13 protein-coding genes are annotated in these 15810 nt (G+C 37.4%); 10 read left to right on the top strand and 3 right to left on the bottom strand.

Annotated features, from left to right (window positions below; all coding sequences use genetic code 11):
• From IPP32_16960 to IPP32_16945, 4 genes are read left to right on the top strand one after another with little or no spacing between them, the layout of a single operon-like run.
• The gene (locus tag IPP32_16960) at positions 1 to 1074 is read left to right on the top strand and encodes a hypothetical protein (protein MBL0049773.1); all 1074 of its coding nucleotides are present in this window, start codon (positions 1 to 3) and stop codon (positions 1072 to 1074) included.
• Positions 1075 to 1107: 33 nt separating this feature from the next.
• The gene (locus IPP32_16955) at positions 1108 to 1884 is read left to right on the top strand and encodes a DUF2520 domain-containing protein (GenBank protein ID MBL0049772.1); all 777 of its coding nucleotides are present in this window, start codon (positions 1108 to 1110) and stop codon (positions 1882 to 1884) included.
• Between the two features lies 1 nt (position 1885).
• A complete protein-coding gene (locus IPP32_16950) occupies positions 1886 to 3031 on the top strand; it encodes a hypothetical protein (protein MBL0049771.1) in 1146 nt (381 codons plus the stop codon).
• Between the two features lie 5 nt (positions 3032 to 3036).
• Positions 3037 to 3411: a DUF1987 domain-containing protein gene (locus IPP32_16945; GenBank protein MBL0049770.1), complete on the top strand. Its 375-nt coding sequence runs from the start codon at positions 3037 to 3039 to the stop codon at positions 3409 to 3411.
• On the opposite strand, the gene IPP32_16940 is transcribed toward IPP32_16945, so the two are convergent.
• A complete protein-coding gene (locus IPP32_16940) occupies positions 3412 to 5388 on the bottom strand; it encodes a tetratricopeptide repeat protein (GenBank protein MBL0049769.1) in 1977 nt (658 codons plus the stop codon).
• A 191-nt stretch (positions 5389 to 5579) separates the two neighbouring features.
• On the opposite strand from IPP32_16940, the gene IPP32_16935 reads away from it, so the two are divergent.
• The 3 genes from IPP32_16935 to IPP32_16925 all read left to right on the top strand — a co-directional run bounded on the left by IPP32_16935 (position 5580) and on the right by IPP32_16925 (position 9654).
• The gene (locus IPP32_16935; protein MBL0049768.1) at positions 5580 to 6104 is read left to right on the top strand and encodes an HAD-IIIA family hydrolase; all 525 of its coding nucleotides are present in this window, start codon (positions 5580 to 5582) and stop codon (positions 6102 to 6104) included.
• A 16-nt stretch (positions 6105 to 6120) separates the two neighbouring features.
• A complete protein-coding gene (locus IPP32_16930) occupies positions 6121 to 7074 on the top strand; it encodes a geranylgeranylglycerol-phosphate geranylgeranyltransferase (protein ID MBL0049767.1) in 954 nt (317 codons plus the stop codon).
• A gap of 84 nt (positions 7075 to 7158) precedes the next feature.
• Positions 7159 to 9654: a carboxypeptidase-like regulatory domain-containing protein gene (locus IPP32_16925; protein ID MBL0049766.1), complete on the top strand. Its 2496-nt coding sequence runs from the start codon at positions 7159 to 7161 to the stop codon at positions 9652 to 9654.
• A gap of 5 nt (positions 9655 to 9659) precedes the next feature.
• On the opposite strand, the gene IPP32_16920 is transcribed toward IPP32_16925, so the two are convergent.
• Positions 9660 to 10064, bottom strand: coding sequence for a rhodanese-like domain-containing protein (locus tag IPP32_16920; protein MBL0049765.1), 405 nt, complete (start codon positions 10062 to 10064; stop codon positions 9660 to 9662).
• Positions 10065 to 10155: 91 nt separating this feature from the next.
• Between IPP32_16920 and IPP32_16915 the strand changes: the two genes are divergently transcribed.
• Positions 10156 to 10689 carry a hypothetical protein gene (locus IPP32_16915; GenBank protein MBL0049764.1) on the top strand — a complete coding sequence of 178 codons (534 nt, stop codon included), beginning with the start codon at positions 10156 to 10158 and terminating at the stop codon, positions 10687 to 10689.
• A gap of 183 nt (positions 10690 to 10872) precedes the next feature.
• Here the strand turns inward: IPP32_16915 and IPP32_16910 are convergent, their stop codons facing one another.
• A complete protein-coding gene (locus IPP32_16910) occupies positions 10873 to 12903 on the bottom strand; it encodes a carboxypeptidase regulatory-like domain-containing protein (protein MBL0049763.1) in 2031 nt (676 codons plus the stop codon).
• Positions 12904 to 13003: 100 nt separating this feature from the next.
• On the opposite strand from IPP32_16910, the gene IPP32_16905 reads away from it, so the two are divergent.
• On the top strand, positions 13004 to 14128 hold the full coding sequence (locus IPP32_16905) for an FAD-binding oxidoreductase (protein MBL0049762.1): 1125 nt from the start codon (positions 13004 to 13006) through the stop codon (positions 14126 to 14128).
• Positions 14129 to 14199: 71 nt separating this feature from the next.
• On the top strand, positions 14200 to 15609 hold the full coding sequence (locus IPP32_16900) for a hypothetical protein (protein MBL0049761.1): 1410 nt from the start codon (positions 14200 to 14202) through the stop codon (positions 15607 to 15609).
• Positions 15610 to 15810: the final 201 nt, after the last annotated feature.

The raw sequence follows: 15810 nt of genomic DNA, 5'->3' as shown, positions 1-15810 counted from the left end.
ATGAAAAGAATTTTCTTTACCAGCTTTTTTCTTTTCATTTTTACCAAGCTTTTTTCTCAAGCGGATTACCGCCCGGGTTACATCATAACCCTCAGTAATGACACACTTTATGGACTTATCGATTTTCGGAACAGTGGCAGGAACCAGGAGATTTGCGATTTTAAACGAACTGATTCTACATCCGGTGAAACCTTTAACCCATCTAACATTTACGGTTATAAATTTAAGGAAGGCAAGTACTATGTATCAAAAGAAATTGTTGTAAATAAGCTGAAAGAAAAATTGTTTTTGGAATATATTATTGATGGGAAAATTGACCTATTTTTTTACAGAGATGCTTTTGGAGAACATTATTTAATTGACAAGGAAGGTATTGGTATTACCGAATTAACTTATACAAAGGAAATTATCAGTACGGATCGAGGCATTTTTGAGAGACCTACCACTAAACACATCGGTATACTTAAATATTATATGCAGGACGCTCCGGATTTAATTACTGAAATTGAAACTATTAAGCAACCCAACCAAAGTAATCTCGTAAGGTTAGTAAAGCACTATCAGGAAAAGGTCTGTTCTGATACCACGTGCATTAGTTATGAAAAGAGAAATACCAAGTCCAAGATTAACTTCGAATTAACGCAAGGTTTGTTTCATTATAATGACGACCCTCAATTTTATCGCTATCAGGTAGGAGGATTAATTTATTTCAGCCTTCCAAGTTTAAATGAGCATCTTAAATTAAAATCAGGTATTTATTATGCTAAATCCCAAATCTATTATTCTGCTGATTCAGTCAATTCAACGCTGAACCTTTTTAGATTTCCAATCCAATTGCAGTACACTATTCCAAATAAAAAAATTCAACCTCGGGTGGAATTTGGTTATTCAATTTCCATTTTTGACTTTAACTACTATCATTGTTTTGATCTCGGAATTGGATTTTCAACTAAGCTTAGAAAAAATCTAAATTTTACTACCGGAGTCAATGTTGAAATCTTACCAATTTTTGAATGGTCTATTGCATCTGAATTAATAGCTTCGCATTCCCTATATTTAGGCTTTCAATTTTGAACCTGAAATTTTAGTTAAAGATATTTTTGGAAGATGATGGCTCAACTAAAAATAGTTTTAATAGGCTCCGGAAATGTTGCCACCCAACTGGGCACTGCATTAAAAAAATGTGGGTGTAACATTGTTCAAGTATATAGCCAAAATCAAAAACATGCTGCCGCACTTTCACGCAAATTAAAATCAAGTTACACGGCTGCAATTGAAAACCTGGTTCAAACTGCAGATATATATATAGTAGCTGTAAAGGACGATGCACTTTCTTCTGTATTGGCACAAATTAACTTCCAACCCAACTTAATTGTGCATACTTCCGGTACAACCTCATTAGCAGTTTTTAAGCCAAAATTTAAAAACTACGGAGTGTTTTACCCCCTGCAAACCTTTAGTAAAAACAATATAATAATTTTTAACGAAGTCCCCTTTTTCATTGAAGCATCGCATCGTAAAGCATACCAACAAATTGAATCAACGGCTCGCCTGCTTTCTCAAAAAGTATATTCTTCTAACTCCGAAAAAAGGAAGGCGCTTCACGTGGCTGCTGTGTTTGCTTGTAATTTCACCAACCACATGTACGCCATAGCAAATGAAATATTAATTAGGGAAAATATCCCTTTTGAAGTGTTATTGCCACTCATTCAGGAAACAGCAAACAAAGTCAAAACTGCTCCTCCTAAACTAATGCAAACCGGACCTGCAGTGCGAAATGACAAAGTAGTAATAACTGCTCATAAGAAGTATTTGCAAGACTCAGTTGATTATAAAAAAATTTATACATTAGTGTCCCAAAGTATTTCAGATTTCACTAAATAGAATGGAGCAACACCACAATCCGAATCTCGATTTCGTTTATCAGTTATATCAACACCTTTCTAATTTTAATCTTAGTTATATTTATAAAGGTGACTTCTCCGACACGTTAAACGAAACCATTCTTTCTCTTGCCGAAACCAACATGCAGATTGTGAACGAACCATCTGCATTAAAGAAAAAAGTATTCTTTATCATGGTGGAATCGCTCCAAAATATTACACGACATACGGAGGCAAATGAAGATGCTGTTAATGAAAATTCCAGTTTGTTTATTATTCAACGTAAGAAAAAGGACTATTACATCACTTCCGGAAATATTATCGACATTGATAAAGTTGCTCCCCTTGAAGAAAAACTGAAAAAAGTTAATAGCCTCGATCTCGAAAGTTTAAAAAATTATTACCGCGAAGTACTCGACTTGGGCGAAATTTCCAGCAAAGGAGGAGCAGGGCTGGGACTCATTGAAATGGCGCGTAAATCTGGCAATAAGCTTGCTTTTGACTTTAGTCCAATCAATGAAAATAAATCATTCTTTTATTTTCAGTCAAAGGTTAATTTGCAAACCGGGGGCGATAATTCACTCGACCATATTGAACCGGAAGCTCTAAATGCTGCTAAAAATTTTCACCAAATCGTACTAACCAAAAACTTAAATTTTGTTTTTCAAGGTGATTTTAACCACGAAAACATGAAAACTGTTTTGGCTATGACCGAAGGAAATATGGATTCCTCCAGCCAGCTTATCTTTCGAAAAAGGGTCATAAATATTATTGTGGAACTCATTCAAAATATCTATAAACACGCTAACAGCGATATTAAAGAAAAGGACTCGCACAGCGGAATTTTTATGATTGAACGACACGAAGAAAAATACATTCTTACTTCGGGTAACTTAATTTTTAATTCCAGAGTTGAGGCCCTGGTTGCAAAACTCGAACGTGTTAATAACTCCGATGTGAATGGATTAAATTCACTATTTAATAGTCTGCTTATGGCCGAAGAACGGGTAGATCAGCGAGGCGCCGGCTTAGGATTAATTGATATGAAATTAAAAAGCAAGCATAGTCTGGATTACAACATTTCTAAAGTGGATAATGATTTTTCATTTTTTACCGTACAAGTGAAAATTCAGAATAACACCCATTAAGTAGTATGGAACCTCTTAAAATAGCTGCAAAGGAAGACAGCCCCGAAATAATATTTGACCCGCAAAAGCAACGTTTCGAAATTAATCACCGTTCATTGCCGGAAGATGCAGTAGCATTTTATGCGCCGGTTTTTAATTGGCTCGAGCAATACAAAAGCGATGCCTTAGCACTCAGTACCTTTCATTTTAAATTAGATTATTTTAATACCACCACAGCTAAACAACTCTACAAACTCTTCTGTTTATTGGAGGAAATTTCGCGAGAACATACCATCGAGATTAAATGGCATTACCATAACGAAGATAAAGATATGAGAGCCGCAGGAGAGCGGTATTCAAAGCTTATCGCAGGACTAAAGTTTGATCTGGTTGAATACTGACTAAAGCCGCATTCCAACAATCAAAATATCATCCAACTGTTGTAAATCGCCTTTCCAAGATTTAAAATTTTCGTGCAATATTTCCTGCTGTTCTTCCATCGGCAATCGATAAATTTCTTTGAGTAGTTTTTCAAAACGTATCGATTTAAATTTTTCTTTCTTCTCGCCACCAAACTGATCCTTGTACCCATCGGTGCTTAAATACAGCATCATTCCGCTTTGTATGGGAGCTGTTTTATTTGCATAACGAATTTCCTTATTTGCAAATACTCCTCCAATGGGAAACACATCCCCTCTAATTTCTGAAATTTCGTCCCGCACCAATAAGGTTAGCGAAAGATTTGCACCTGCAAAAATGAGCTCATTCTTCGCATAATCAATGCAACAAAGGGCCATATCCATCCCATCGTCCTGTGAGCTTAACTCTCCTTGTTTTTGATGAAGTGCTTTGGTTACACGAACATTTAATAAACTCAAAATTTCAGCGGGTGAAAGTTGCGGTTGATAATGCATGATTTCATTCAATAGGGTACTTCCAATCATGCTCATAAAAGCGCCGGGAACCCCATGCCCTGTGCAATCAGCTACGGCTATCAAAATTTTAGAATCAATTTTCGAAATCCAATAAAAATCCCCACTTACTATGTCTTTCGGCAGAAATAAAATAAAAGATTGTGGAACTATTTTTGAAAAATCATGGCGCTTCGGCAATATCGAATCTTGAATTCGTTTGGCATAATTTATACTGTCGGTAATTTTTAAATGCTGCTTCTCAATCACCCTGTTTTTTTCTTCCAATATTAAATTCCCTTTTTTTCGCTGCCTTAAGAAGATTACCAAAATCAACAGTAACAGTATTACCAAAGCTATTATTAATCCAAGGGTTATAATTCCTTTCTCATAAGATACTAAACGTTCCACATTGTTTTCATTCTTCATTTGAAGTTGAACAATCTCTTTTTGCTTCTGCAAAGAATCATACGCAGCCTGCATTTCGGCTAATTGACGCGTAATTTTCTCTGTAGTGATGCGACCTTCATAATCGTTTAATTTTGTTTTAAAATTATATGCTTTTACGTACTTGTCTAGTTTTTCATAAGTCAATGCAAGTTGCGAGTAGGTATTAATAAGCAACTGGTAATCGTTCCCTTTTTCGGCTACAGGCAAGGCTAATAATTGATATTTTTCAGCCAAATCAGCATGCCCCATTTTAAGGTAAAGTGCTCCAATATTATTGTTGTAAAAGGCTTCGTCTATTTCGTCATGCGATTGTTGTGCAATTCGCAAAGACTTAAAATAATAAGTAAGTGAGGTAGTGTACTCCCTCGTTTCAATGTAAGTGTTAGCAAGATTATTATTCAGTTTTGAGATCAGCTCAGGCTTATCAATTTGCTCAGCCAACTGCAGCGCACGTAAATAATAATTTTGTGCCTCCGTACGTTTAGAAATACCACCCTTAGAATAGGTATTTCCTAATGAATTTAAGGCTTCAATAATACTCTCCGTATCTCTGTTCTTTTGAGCAATGTTGAGGGCTTTATTCAAATAGTTTTTAGAGTAGTCAAACTGCTCTATCTCCTTGTAACAAGCCCCAATCTCCAATAAAGCTTTGGTTAACAATTGCTCATCTTCTATATCCTCCGATTGCTCAATCGCCGAAAGTGCTAGCGCTATTGACTCTTGGTATTTTGTTTGCTTGTAAAGTAAGTGAACTTGCTTTAATGTAAAATTAATTTCAGCCAGTGTATCCTTGTTTTTTTTAGCAAGTAAAAACCCACTAACCGCATATTTATAAGCAACCGTAATAGATGAATCCCGGTACAAATCACTGAGCTGAAAATATAGTTTTAACTTTTCTTTGTCGGTTGAACGAGGTATAACACGCTGCAAACTGTCAATTTGCTTAAAATTACCGGCCCAGGTGGTAAAATGTTGAAAGGCAATAAAAAATAAAAGTAATCGTTTTTTAAAGGACATAATGCTAAAAGTACACCTCTCTTTTCTCCGGTTAATGTCTTATTTGTAAGGTGTCAAATTTTTGAAACCCTCGCAAATAGTAACAAAAACGAAGGTAATAAAATATTATCTACTTTAGCCAAATAAATTTATAGCTCACTTTTTTGATGAAAATTTCATCAGTTAAATCGTATTATTAAGGAACATTTTTTATGTCTGTTAATTTTAAACAAGTATTAAACACAATCACAACTTTTATATTTGATGTGGATGGTGTGCTTACCGATGGTAGTGTTACGCTCATGCCCAATGGAGAACAAGTGCGTAAGATGAATATCAAAGATGGTTACGCGCTTCAGTTGGCGGTAAAAAAGGGCTATGAAGTGCTTATTATTTCGGGTGGAAAAAGTGAAGCAGTGCGCCTTCGATTGCAAGGTTTGGGCATAAGCAATATTCATTTGGGAATTCAAAATAAGCTCGAAATCTTTGACGAACTTATTCTAACCAATAAGCTAAGCCCTGAACAAATTATGTATATGGGTGATGATATTCCCGATTACGAAGTGATGTGTAAAGTTGGTGCCGCGGTATGCCCTGCTGATGCTGCTCCCGAAATTCAAAGTATCTGTAATTACATTTCTCAACGAAGAGGGGGGGAGGGCTGTGTGCGTGATGTCATTGAGCAAACCATGCGTGTACAAGGTAAATGGTTTGATACAGAAGGGTTTATTTGGTAATTTTAAAAGACAGTAAATGATAGCTTTTTTTAAATTAATTCGATTGCCCAATCTATTGCTCATCGCCTTGGTACAATATCTCGTGCGCTATTGCCTAATTGGGTCTATGGTTCGGTTTAGCGATATGAAATTACAAATGAGCCATTTTGATTTTTTTCTGCTCTGCCTCTCCACAGTTATGATTGCTGCCGCAGGCTATATCATTAACGACTATTTTGATACCAAAATTGATACGGTTAACAAACCAAATTCAGTTATTGTTGGGCGTAGTATAAAACGCCGTGTGGCGATGGGAGCACACATTGTTATTAGCTTTATAGCTATACTAATTGGGTTTTATTTAGCCCATAAAATCGGGCTCAATAAATTGGGCTTTATACATGTACTGAGTGCCGGTTTTTTGTGGTTTTACAGTACCGATTTTAAAAAGCAATTGCTGCTCGGAAACCTTGTTGTAGCAATGCTCGCAGCCTTAGTTCCACTTATTGTTGGCTTGTATGAAATTCCACTTTTAATCCGAGAATACCACGATGTCTTGGTTCAAAATAGCAGCAATTTTAACTTTATTTTTTACTTTGTTTTAGCTTATGCAGGATTCTCCTTTTTAAGCACTTTCGTACGCGAAATTATTAAGGATATGGAGGATTTTATTGGCGATAAAGAATTTGGAAGAAATACTATTCCCATTGCACTCGGTATGAATGTTGCCAAAGCTATTGTGCTATTTCTCATTTTTGGAATGATGGTATTATTAGCCTATCCGCAATACAAACAATGGATAGCCGGTGATAAAATTTCATTTTATTATTTTCTTTTGTTTATCCAATTTCCATTTGCCATTTTAGGCTATTTGATTTATCGAGCCAAGGAAATTAAAAATTATGCTTTTGCCAGCAATTTCTGCAAGGGTATTATGTTTTTTGGAATTTGTTACACGCTTGTTTTTTATTTTTTGATGATGAAAGCTTAATTGAAACGCGCAATGTTAGCGCCTTTATTCAAGCAAGTATACAGATTACTTTACCAACTCACTTCCCTTCTGTATTTTTAAGCCGTGCTTAAACTCTTTCTCCGCTTTTTTTGGATTTTAATTTGCTGCTCCTATAGTATACCTGCAGAAGCACAGTCTATAATTATTAATGGTCGAATACTGGATGAACTTACTAATGAGGCAATTCCTTTTGTAAATATTCTTGTTCAAGGAACCCGGATGGGATGCTCTTCCGATAGCCTAGGAAAATTTCAATTGCAATCCACCGGCGGTCGAAAGCGCGATACACTTTTGATATCTGCAATTGGTTACGAAGTACAAAAAATTCCTATTTCGCCGCTATCCGATCAATACCTGAGTATCGAACTTAAACCGGCTGCGATTAATTTAAAGGAAGCAATTATTAAACCCGGAGAGAACCCTGCCTTTCGTATCCTCCGAAAAATTATTGCCAATAAACCCAGCAACAATTCCGAGCAACTCGATGCGTTTCAATACAAAGTGTATCATAAAGTGGAATTCGACATGAATAATTTCACCGAAAAAATTAAGAAAAACATTTTCTTACGCTCCTTTAATTTTATTTTCGATAATGCTGATACTACGGCTGATGGTGTCAATTACTTGCCAATTTTACTAACGGAGTCAAGCTCCGAATTTTACTTCCGAAAAGATCCGCTTACACGAAGAGAACTTGTAAAAGCCAGGCGCTCCGTGGGTTTGAAAGGTCCAAAAATTATGAAATTTGCCGAAGACATGTACCTGGCTCCGGATATCTACAAGGAGTTTGTTTTGATTCTAGATAAAAATTTTCCAAGCCCCATCAATAATAATTATAAAGCTACCTATCGGTTTTACCTAATCGATAGTCTATTTTTAAACAACTCCTACTGTTATTACCTGCAGTTTAAGCCTAAACAAAAGGAAGATATTGCCTTTACAGGCGAAATGTATGTGGATGCTTCAACCTATGCCATACTTCAAATCGACCTTTCTTTTAGCATCACTGCGAATGTAAATTTTGTGCGCAATTATTGGATTCGTCAACAATATGAAAAGGTGGATAGCCTTCATACAATGCTCCATAAAAGCCAGGTTATTGGCGATTTTACGGTGGTAGAAAATTCAAAAGAAATGACCGGTTTTTTTGGACGCAAAACTTCTGTTTATCAAGACTATAAAATTAACTTGCCACAGGATGATAATTTTTACAAAAACCTTGATCGAATTACCTTCGAAGACAGTGCCACCATGCGCGATGAAAGTTTTTGGCAGACAACTCGAAACGACAGTTTATCTACCCAAGAAAAATCGATTGTAAGCATGATCGATACGCTCGAAAAGCAAGCCAAATTTAGATTGCTTAAAAATTCGGTGAAAAGCATAAGCAGCGGCTGGATTCCACTTCAAAAATTGGAAATTGGCGATTTTTATTCATTCTACAGTTACAACAGCATCGAAAAATCACGACTAAAATTAGGTCTACGCGCTCAGCATCTTTTTGATAATCGCTTTAGCTTTAAAACGTATCTCGCCTACGGAACCTTTGATGATAAATTAAAATATTTGGCCGAATCTAAAATTACCCTCACTCGTTTCCGCAGCAAAGAAACGAGAGTAGGAGGAATGCTTAAAAAGGACTTGGTGCAACCCGGGCGCAGTGCTACCATTTTTCCTTTAGATCATATACTCAGTTCTCTGAGTAATTTAGGAAGGTATACGAACCGGAGTTTAGTGAGCGATAAAGAACTATTTTTGGAAAGGCAGTGGATTACTGGTTTCACCTCCCGTTTAACTTTTTTTCAATCCACCTGGTTTCCACTGGATGAACAAACGTACACAGTTAAGTATAGCAATTTAATTCGCTATCAAAAGCCCTCTTTCGCTTACGCGGGATTAAAACTCTCGTTCCGATTTGCTTTTGGGGAACGAAATCTCTCAGCTGCATTTGGAGATGGAACCAAAGGGAATTCCTTTCCAAACTACCCGGTAGTTAGCTTTAACTACGAAAAAGGAATCCAAGATTTTCTAAAGGGCGAATTCAATAGCACCAAACTAAAACTGCGTATCGAAGATAAATTGCGCATTACCCGCTTAGGTTACTCCTTGTTGCGTATCGAAGGTGGAAAAACCTGGGGCCATTTACCCTATACATTTCTTGAAACCCCGCTCGCAAACCCTTTGCTCTTTAATGATGAAACAGCATTTAACTTACTAAATTACCTGGAGTTTGTAAGCGATCAATACCTAAGCGTAATGTGGGAACATCATTTCGAAGGCTTGCTTTTTAACCGCATACCACTCATAAAAAAACTAAAATGGAGGGAGTTGTTTTTTGTAAAGATGTATGCCGGCACCCTATCCAAATCGAATAAAAACAGCGAATATGTTTTGCCACAAAATACAACCAATTTAACTCAGCCTTATGTTGAAATTGGAATGGGAATAGAAAACATATTCAAATTTTCTAGGATTGATTTTTTATGGCGACTGAATTACAACAATCACGATGATGGATATCAATTCCTTGCCAAACCTATGTTTCAGTTTAAATTTTAAACGAATTATTTTTCAAGCGGCATTCCCAATTTAACCAAATCATCAAAACCACCGTTCAAATTGTAAATGTACAAGAAACCCAAATTGGCTAAAACTTCCGATAAAGCTAGGCTTTCAGATACAGAAGTACCATAAATAAAAATATTCTTATCCTTCTCTAACTGTTTTAGTTTATTCGGTAGATTTACATCTGTTGCCTGGAGGAGCTGTGCAGCTTTCAAATGCGATTTTGTATACGCAGCAGCTGTTCTACAATCAATCAATTTCGCATCAGGTTTATACTTCGCTTGAAAAATTGCTGGCGAAAAATTAGTGTATTTAGGACCATCTGATTGTTCAACTTCCTGGGCTTTAAGGGAGGTATAACTTACACAAATCAATAATAGAGCTATCGAAAAAAATCTTTTCATGTCATTAAGTATTACATCAAAATTGGACTTCAATTTCAAGAACTAAAAGTAAGTGTTTTTTTTCTACTTTTGTCACAATCAAAATGTAACTATGAAACCAAGTACTATATCACCTAAATTTATGTTTGTTTCCATGGCAATTGCAATCGCTGCGTTGTCTCGTCTTTTTCCACACCTTCCTAATTTCACCCCGGTAGCTGCAATTGCATTATTTGGTGGTGCATTGATGCCCGATAAAAAATCAGCCTTTTTAATTCCCTTTGGAGCCATGTTCTTATCCGATTTGTTTTTAGGATTTAGTGCTTCTACATTACCGGTATATTTGTGCTTTGCTTTTACTGTTTTGATTGGCTTAGCGCTTAAAAATAAAGTTACGGTAATATCGATTGCTGCAGGTTCTTTAGTTTCCTCAACGGTATTTTTTCTAGTAACCAATTTGCCAATTTGGTATACTTCAATTAGTCTTTATCCAAACACCTTCTTAGGATTAATGCAAAGTTATACTGCCGCTTTACCTTTTTACAGAGCCTCCGCTATGGGTGATTTATTTTATACCACCATTTTGTTTGCCCTTTTTAGCCTAGCTCAAAAAAGTATCCCGGCACTAAGCAAATCAAAAGCTTAATCTAAAATAGTTTAATCTAAATAAAAAAGCGCTGTTTCATTTCTGAGACAGCGCTTTTTTATTAAATCCTAAATCCTAAATCCTAAATCCTAAATCCTAAATCCTAAATCCTAAATCCTAAATCCTAAATCTTAAATCCTAAATCCACAAATCCCAACTCTGATTCTTTGTACTTTGTACTCACTACTCTTTAGCCTCTTTTTTAAACGACCCCTCAGTAATATCTAAATCATTTTTCTTATAAAAAATACCTCCCCAGTTGTAGGTAATTTTTTTGTACTCATTAGCTGAGGGTCCATCCACCATAATAATTCGCAGCACTTTAAAATTTGTACCTTCTTCATACAAAGTAGTCTTTCCTTGCGGATATTTTTGAGCCAATTCAGAGAGGTAGATTTCCTTTTTTTCCTTGTCGGTCATAGATGCTCCAGTTCTTAACTTCTCTTTCGCTTCTGCAAGTGCTTTCTCTCTGGCGGCCGCTTCTGCTTTTACTTTATCAAGTGCGTCTTGTTTTGCTTTTGCAATTTCATCTGCTTTGCGTTTTGCTTCCGCATCCGCTTTTGCTCTTGCATCTGCATCTGCTTTCGCTTTCGCATCGGCGTCCGCTTTAACTTTTGCCAATGCTGCTTCTTTAGCTTTTTGATCGGCAAGTGCTTTTATTTTGGCTTCTTCATCAGCTTTTGCTTTTGCTTCAGCATCAGCTTTTGCCTTAGCATCTGCATCGGCTTTCGCTTTAGCATCAGCTGCTGCTTTTGCTTTTGCTTCTACTTCAGCCTTAGCTTTTGCATCTGCATCTGCTTTTGCTTTTGTTTCTGCGTCAGCCTTAGCTTTTGCATCTGCATCTGCTTTAGCTTTTGCATCCGCTGCTGCTTTTGCTTTTGCTTCAGCTTCCATTTTTGCTTTTGCAGCAGCTTCAGCTTCAGCACGTTTCTTTGCATCCGCTTCGGCTTTCGATTTAGCATCCGCTTCTTCTTTCGCCTTCTTTTCTGCTGCAAGTTTAGCCTCTGCTTCCTCTTTTGCCTTTTTTTCTGCCGCGAGTTTAGCTTCTGCATCAGCCTTCACTTTTGCTTCAGCTTCAGCAGCAGCTTTTGCTTTTGTTTCCGCATCTGCTTTTGCTTTTGCCGCGGCATCTGCTTCTGCTTTAGCTTTTGATTCAGCTGCGGCTTTAGCCTTAGCATCCGCTTCCGCTTTAGCCCTAGCCTCTTCTGCTAATTTTGCATCAGTCTCTGCCTTAGCTTTAGCTGCAGCATCCGCATCCGCTTTTTTCTTTGCTTCTGCCTCTGCTTTCGCTTTGGCAGCGGCATCTGCCTCTGCTTTTGATTTGGCTTCTGCTTCCGCTTTAGCTTTCGCATCTGCTTCTTCTTTTGCTTTTTTCTCAGCAGCTAGCTTAGCTTCTTCATCGGCTTTAGCCTTAGCTGCAGCATCTGCCTCTGCTTTTTTCTTTGCATCAGCCTCCGCTTTTGCTTTCGCATCGGCATCTGCTTTTGCTTTCGCATCGGCATCCGCTTTTGCTTTTGCATCTGCGGCTGCTTTCGCTTTCGCATCTGCTTCTGCTTTCGCTTTCGCATCTGCTTCTTCCTTTGCTTTTGCTGCTGCAGCGGCCTTCGCTTCAGCTTCCGCGTTGGCAGCTGCGACAGATTCCAATCGCTTTTGCTCCTCTGCTTGTTTTTGCTTTTCAACTAAGCTTTTTTCCAGTTGCTCAACTTCCTTCTGAATGCTTTTGGTGTAAGCCTTGTCATAATCAAATTGAACCTTATTTGGATCATATGCAATTTTTGCTGCAGGTTTGTCTAATACTGAAACATCCAAATCCTTTACTTGCTCAAATAATTCAATTTGAAATCCACTTAATTCAAAATTACCGTCCTTGCTTTCATCCTCTGGCACCCCAACAGTGCTGATATCAATATATTTTGAAACATGCCCAGGCTTGGATGCAACTATTTTATATTCACCTTCTGCTTCTAGTTTGAATGAAAATTTTCCATTTACTCCGGTTCTTACTTGCTCCACCTGACTGCCATCTTTCATCAAGCTAACTATGGCACCTTCCAAAGCTTTGCCTTTTTTGGTAATTTGCGCCGAAACTTCAAGCTTCCACTTGTTTTGTGCAACTGCTTGTATACTAATGGAAAGCAAAATAAAAAAAATGATTCTTGTAAATTTCAACACGGTATTTTTCTTAAACAGGTTATTGATAAATTCTTTTTTCATTTAGAGGTGCGAATTTAAATATTTATACTCAATTTCTTTCACATTTATAAAGATTACTTTTAACAAAAAATTTACCTTTTCAATTTTTATACCAAAGCCAATGAAGCTGAGTTTCTGGGAATTAAAAACCTATTTTTCTAATCTTGATGTTGTGATTATTGGAAGCGGTATTGTTGGCTTATTTGCAGCCTTGCACTTAAAAAAAAATTCGCCAAAACTCAAAATTTTAGTGCTCGAACGGGGTGTGCTTCCTTCAGGCTCCAGTACCAAAAATGCCGGTTTTGCTTGCTTTGGTAGCGCTTCTGAAATACTTGACGATTTAAAGAACACTTCCGAAAAGGATGTACGTAATTTAATGGAGAAAAGATTTTTGGGCCTTCAAAAACTAAGATCAGAACTGGGAGATAAAGCAATTGATTTTTTGCCACTCGGCGGTTATGAACTATTTGATAAAGATGCCGTTTTTGAATCCTGTGCTGAAAAACTAGAATCACTGAATAAACTGACTAAATCTTTTACTAAAGTTAAGAACACTTATTACATAGCCGATAAATCGATTTCTAATTTTCAGTTTAAGAATATTAAGCACCTGATTTTTAATTCCTGTGAAGGTCAAATCGATACCGGTAAAATGATGCAGGCATTATTGTTAAAGGCACACAAGAGTGGTATCATTATTTTAAACGGAATTAAATGCCAATCCATTTTGGCAAATGAAGGAAAAATTATTTTGGAGGAGGATATGGAACTTAAAGCGGCTAAAATTCTTATCACCACCAACGGTTTTGCGAAAGAATTGCTCCCCGAACTAAATGTTGAACCCGCCAGAGCGCAAGTACTCATCACCAAACCAATACCTGGATTACCCATAAAAGGTACCTTTCATTACGAGCAAGGATATTACTATTTTCGAAACATTGGCGAACGATTACTTTTTGGTGGCGGCCGCAACCTCGATTTTAAAGGAGAAGAGACTGTAAATATGGGCTTAACCCGTCAAATACAAAATCACTTAGAACGCCTCTTACGCGAAAAAATCCTGCCCAATCACCGTTTTGAAGTCGAACACCGCTGGAGTGGAATTATGGGGGTTGGCAAACAAAAATCTCCCATCATTAAACAAATTAGCCCTAGTGTTTTTTGCGCAGTTCGAATGGGCGGAATGGGTGTGGCCATTGGCAGTTTGGTAGGCGAGGAGGCTGCTAATTTGCTATTGGAAAGTTGATTCGAAATCCAATAGGCAATATCCCTTGCATAACAGAGTTAAGCTGTATATTTACTGCCTCATTAAATTGTATGCGCTATTTAGTACACGTATTTCTGCTGCTTGCTCTACTTTCGAGCTGCCGTAAAGATGAAAAAATAACCACTGACACTTCCGCAAAGCTAGATTTTTCCGGCGATACCGTTCTTTTTGATACCGTTTTTACAACTGTAGGGTCGACTGTTTCCAGCTTAATTATTTATAACCGCAACGATAAAAAAGTGGTGGTGTCTTCCATAAAACTTGCCGGTGGTGATAACTCCGCTTTTCGCCTAAATATTGATGGCGTTCCCGGTGCTAGTGCCAGCAATATCGAGATTTCCGGTAACGACAGCCTGTTTATTTTTGTGGAAGTTACAGTTGATCCCAACAATGCCCTTTCTCCTTTTTTGGTGAACGATACAATTGTATTTGAAACCAATGGGAATACGCAAGATGTAAAATTAGTGGCTTACGGCCAAAATGCCCATTATTTTCACCCTGATACATACCTTCCTGGATATCCCGCTTTCTCTGTAATTCCGGCACCGGGCAACGTTGCGCACTGGGTAAATGATAAGCCTTACGTAATTTTCGATTATGCAGTGGTGGATAGTGGTTGTGCGCTAATAATTGACCCCGGTGTAAAAGTGTATTTTCACAAAGGGGGCGGTTTATGGGTGTTTCCCGAAGGTAAAATAAAAGTAAATGGTACCAAAGATATGCCGGTAACCTTTCAGGGCGACCGTTTAGAGCCTTTTTATAAAGAAGAACCGGGTCAATGGGACCGCATCTGGATTAACGAAAACTCCACAGACAGCTCTGAATTTAATTTTGCCATTATTAAAAATGCATTTATCGGCATTCAGGCGGAAATTCTGCAATACCGAACTTCCATTCCGCTAAAATTAAATAATACCATTATCCGCAACATGAGCGGCCTGGGAATTTATACTACTTGGTACGATGTGGATGCTGTAAATACCATAGTGGCAAATTGCGGGCAACAACTGCTTGGTTTTACCCTTGGTGGAAATTATAACTTTACCCATTGCACCCTAGCAAATTATTGGAGTGCCGGTCAAAGGCAGGATCCGGCTTTTGTGTTTAATAATTACAATACCGCTCAAGCACCAGCGCTAAATGCAACATTCACCAATTGTATTTTGGATGGTACCTTAGACGAGGAATTTGCTTTCGACTTGGATACTACAGGAGGAAAAGGAAAATACCTGTTCAATACTTGTATGTTACGCACCCAAAAAAATACTTCCAATACAAATCATTATGTGTCTGTTTTTGTAAATAAGGATCCCGCTTTCGCAGATAAATCTAAAAATGATTATCACTTAACATCTGCTTCATTTGCAATTGATAAAGGCATTTCAACCACTGTTGATAAAGATATCACCGAATTTACCCGCACTCCACCTCCTGATTTAGGAGCTTATGAGTTTCACTAAGCGCTAAAAATATCTTCGTAATAAACCTACCATTCATAGTACCAGCAGAGCTTTGCTTTTTACCCCACAGCACCCGCGAAGCTATGCTTCGTGTGGTTTTTAATCAGGAGAGCTTAGCTCGGGTTGATAGTACCTCCGTTTTATTAAAACAAAAATACTTGCTTTAAGCAGATACAGTACCGTCACAGCGCCCGCAAAGCT

Source organism: Bacteroidota bacterium, from assembly GCA_016721765.1.
Classification (GTDB): Bacteria; Bacteroidota; Bacteroidia; order UBA4408; family UBA4408; genus UBA4408.
The sequence above is the reverse complement of the archived record's forward strand: the minus strand, read 5'-3'. Positions and strand labels throughout refer to the sequence as shown.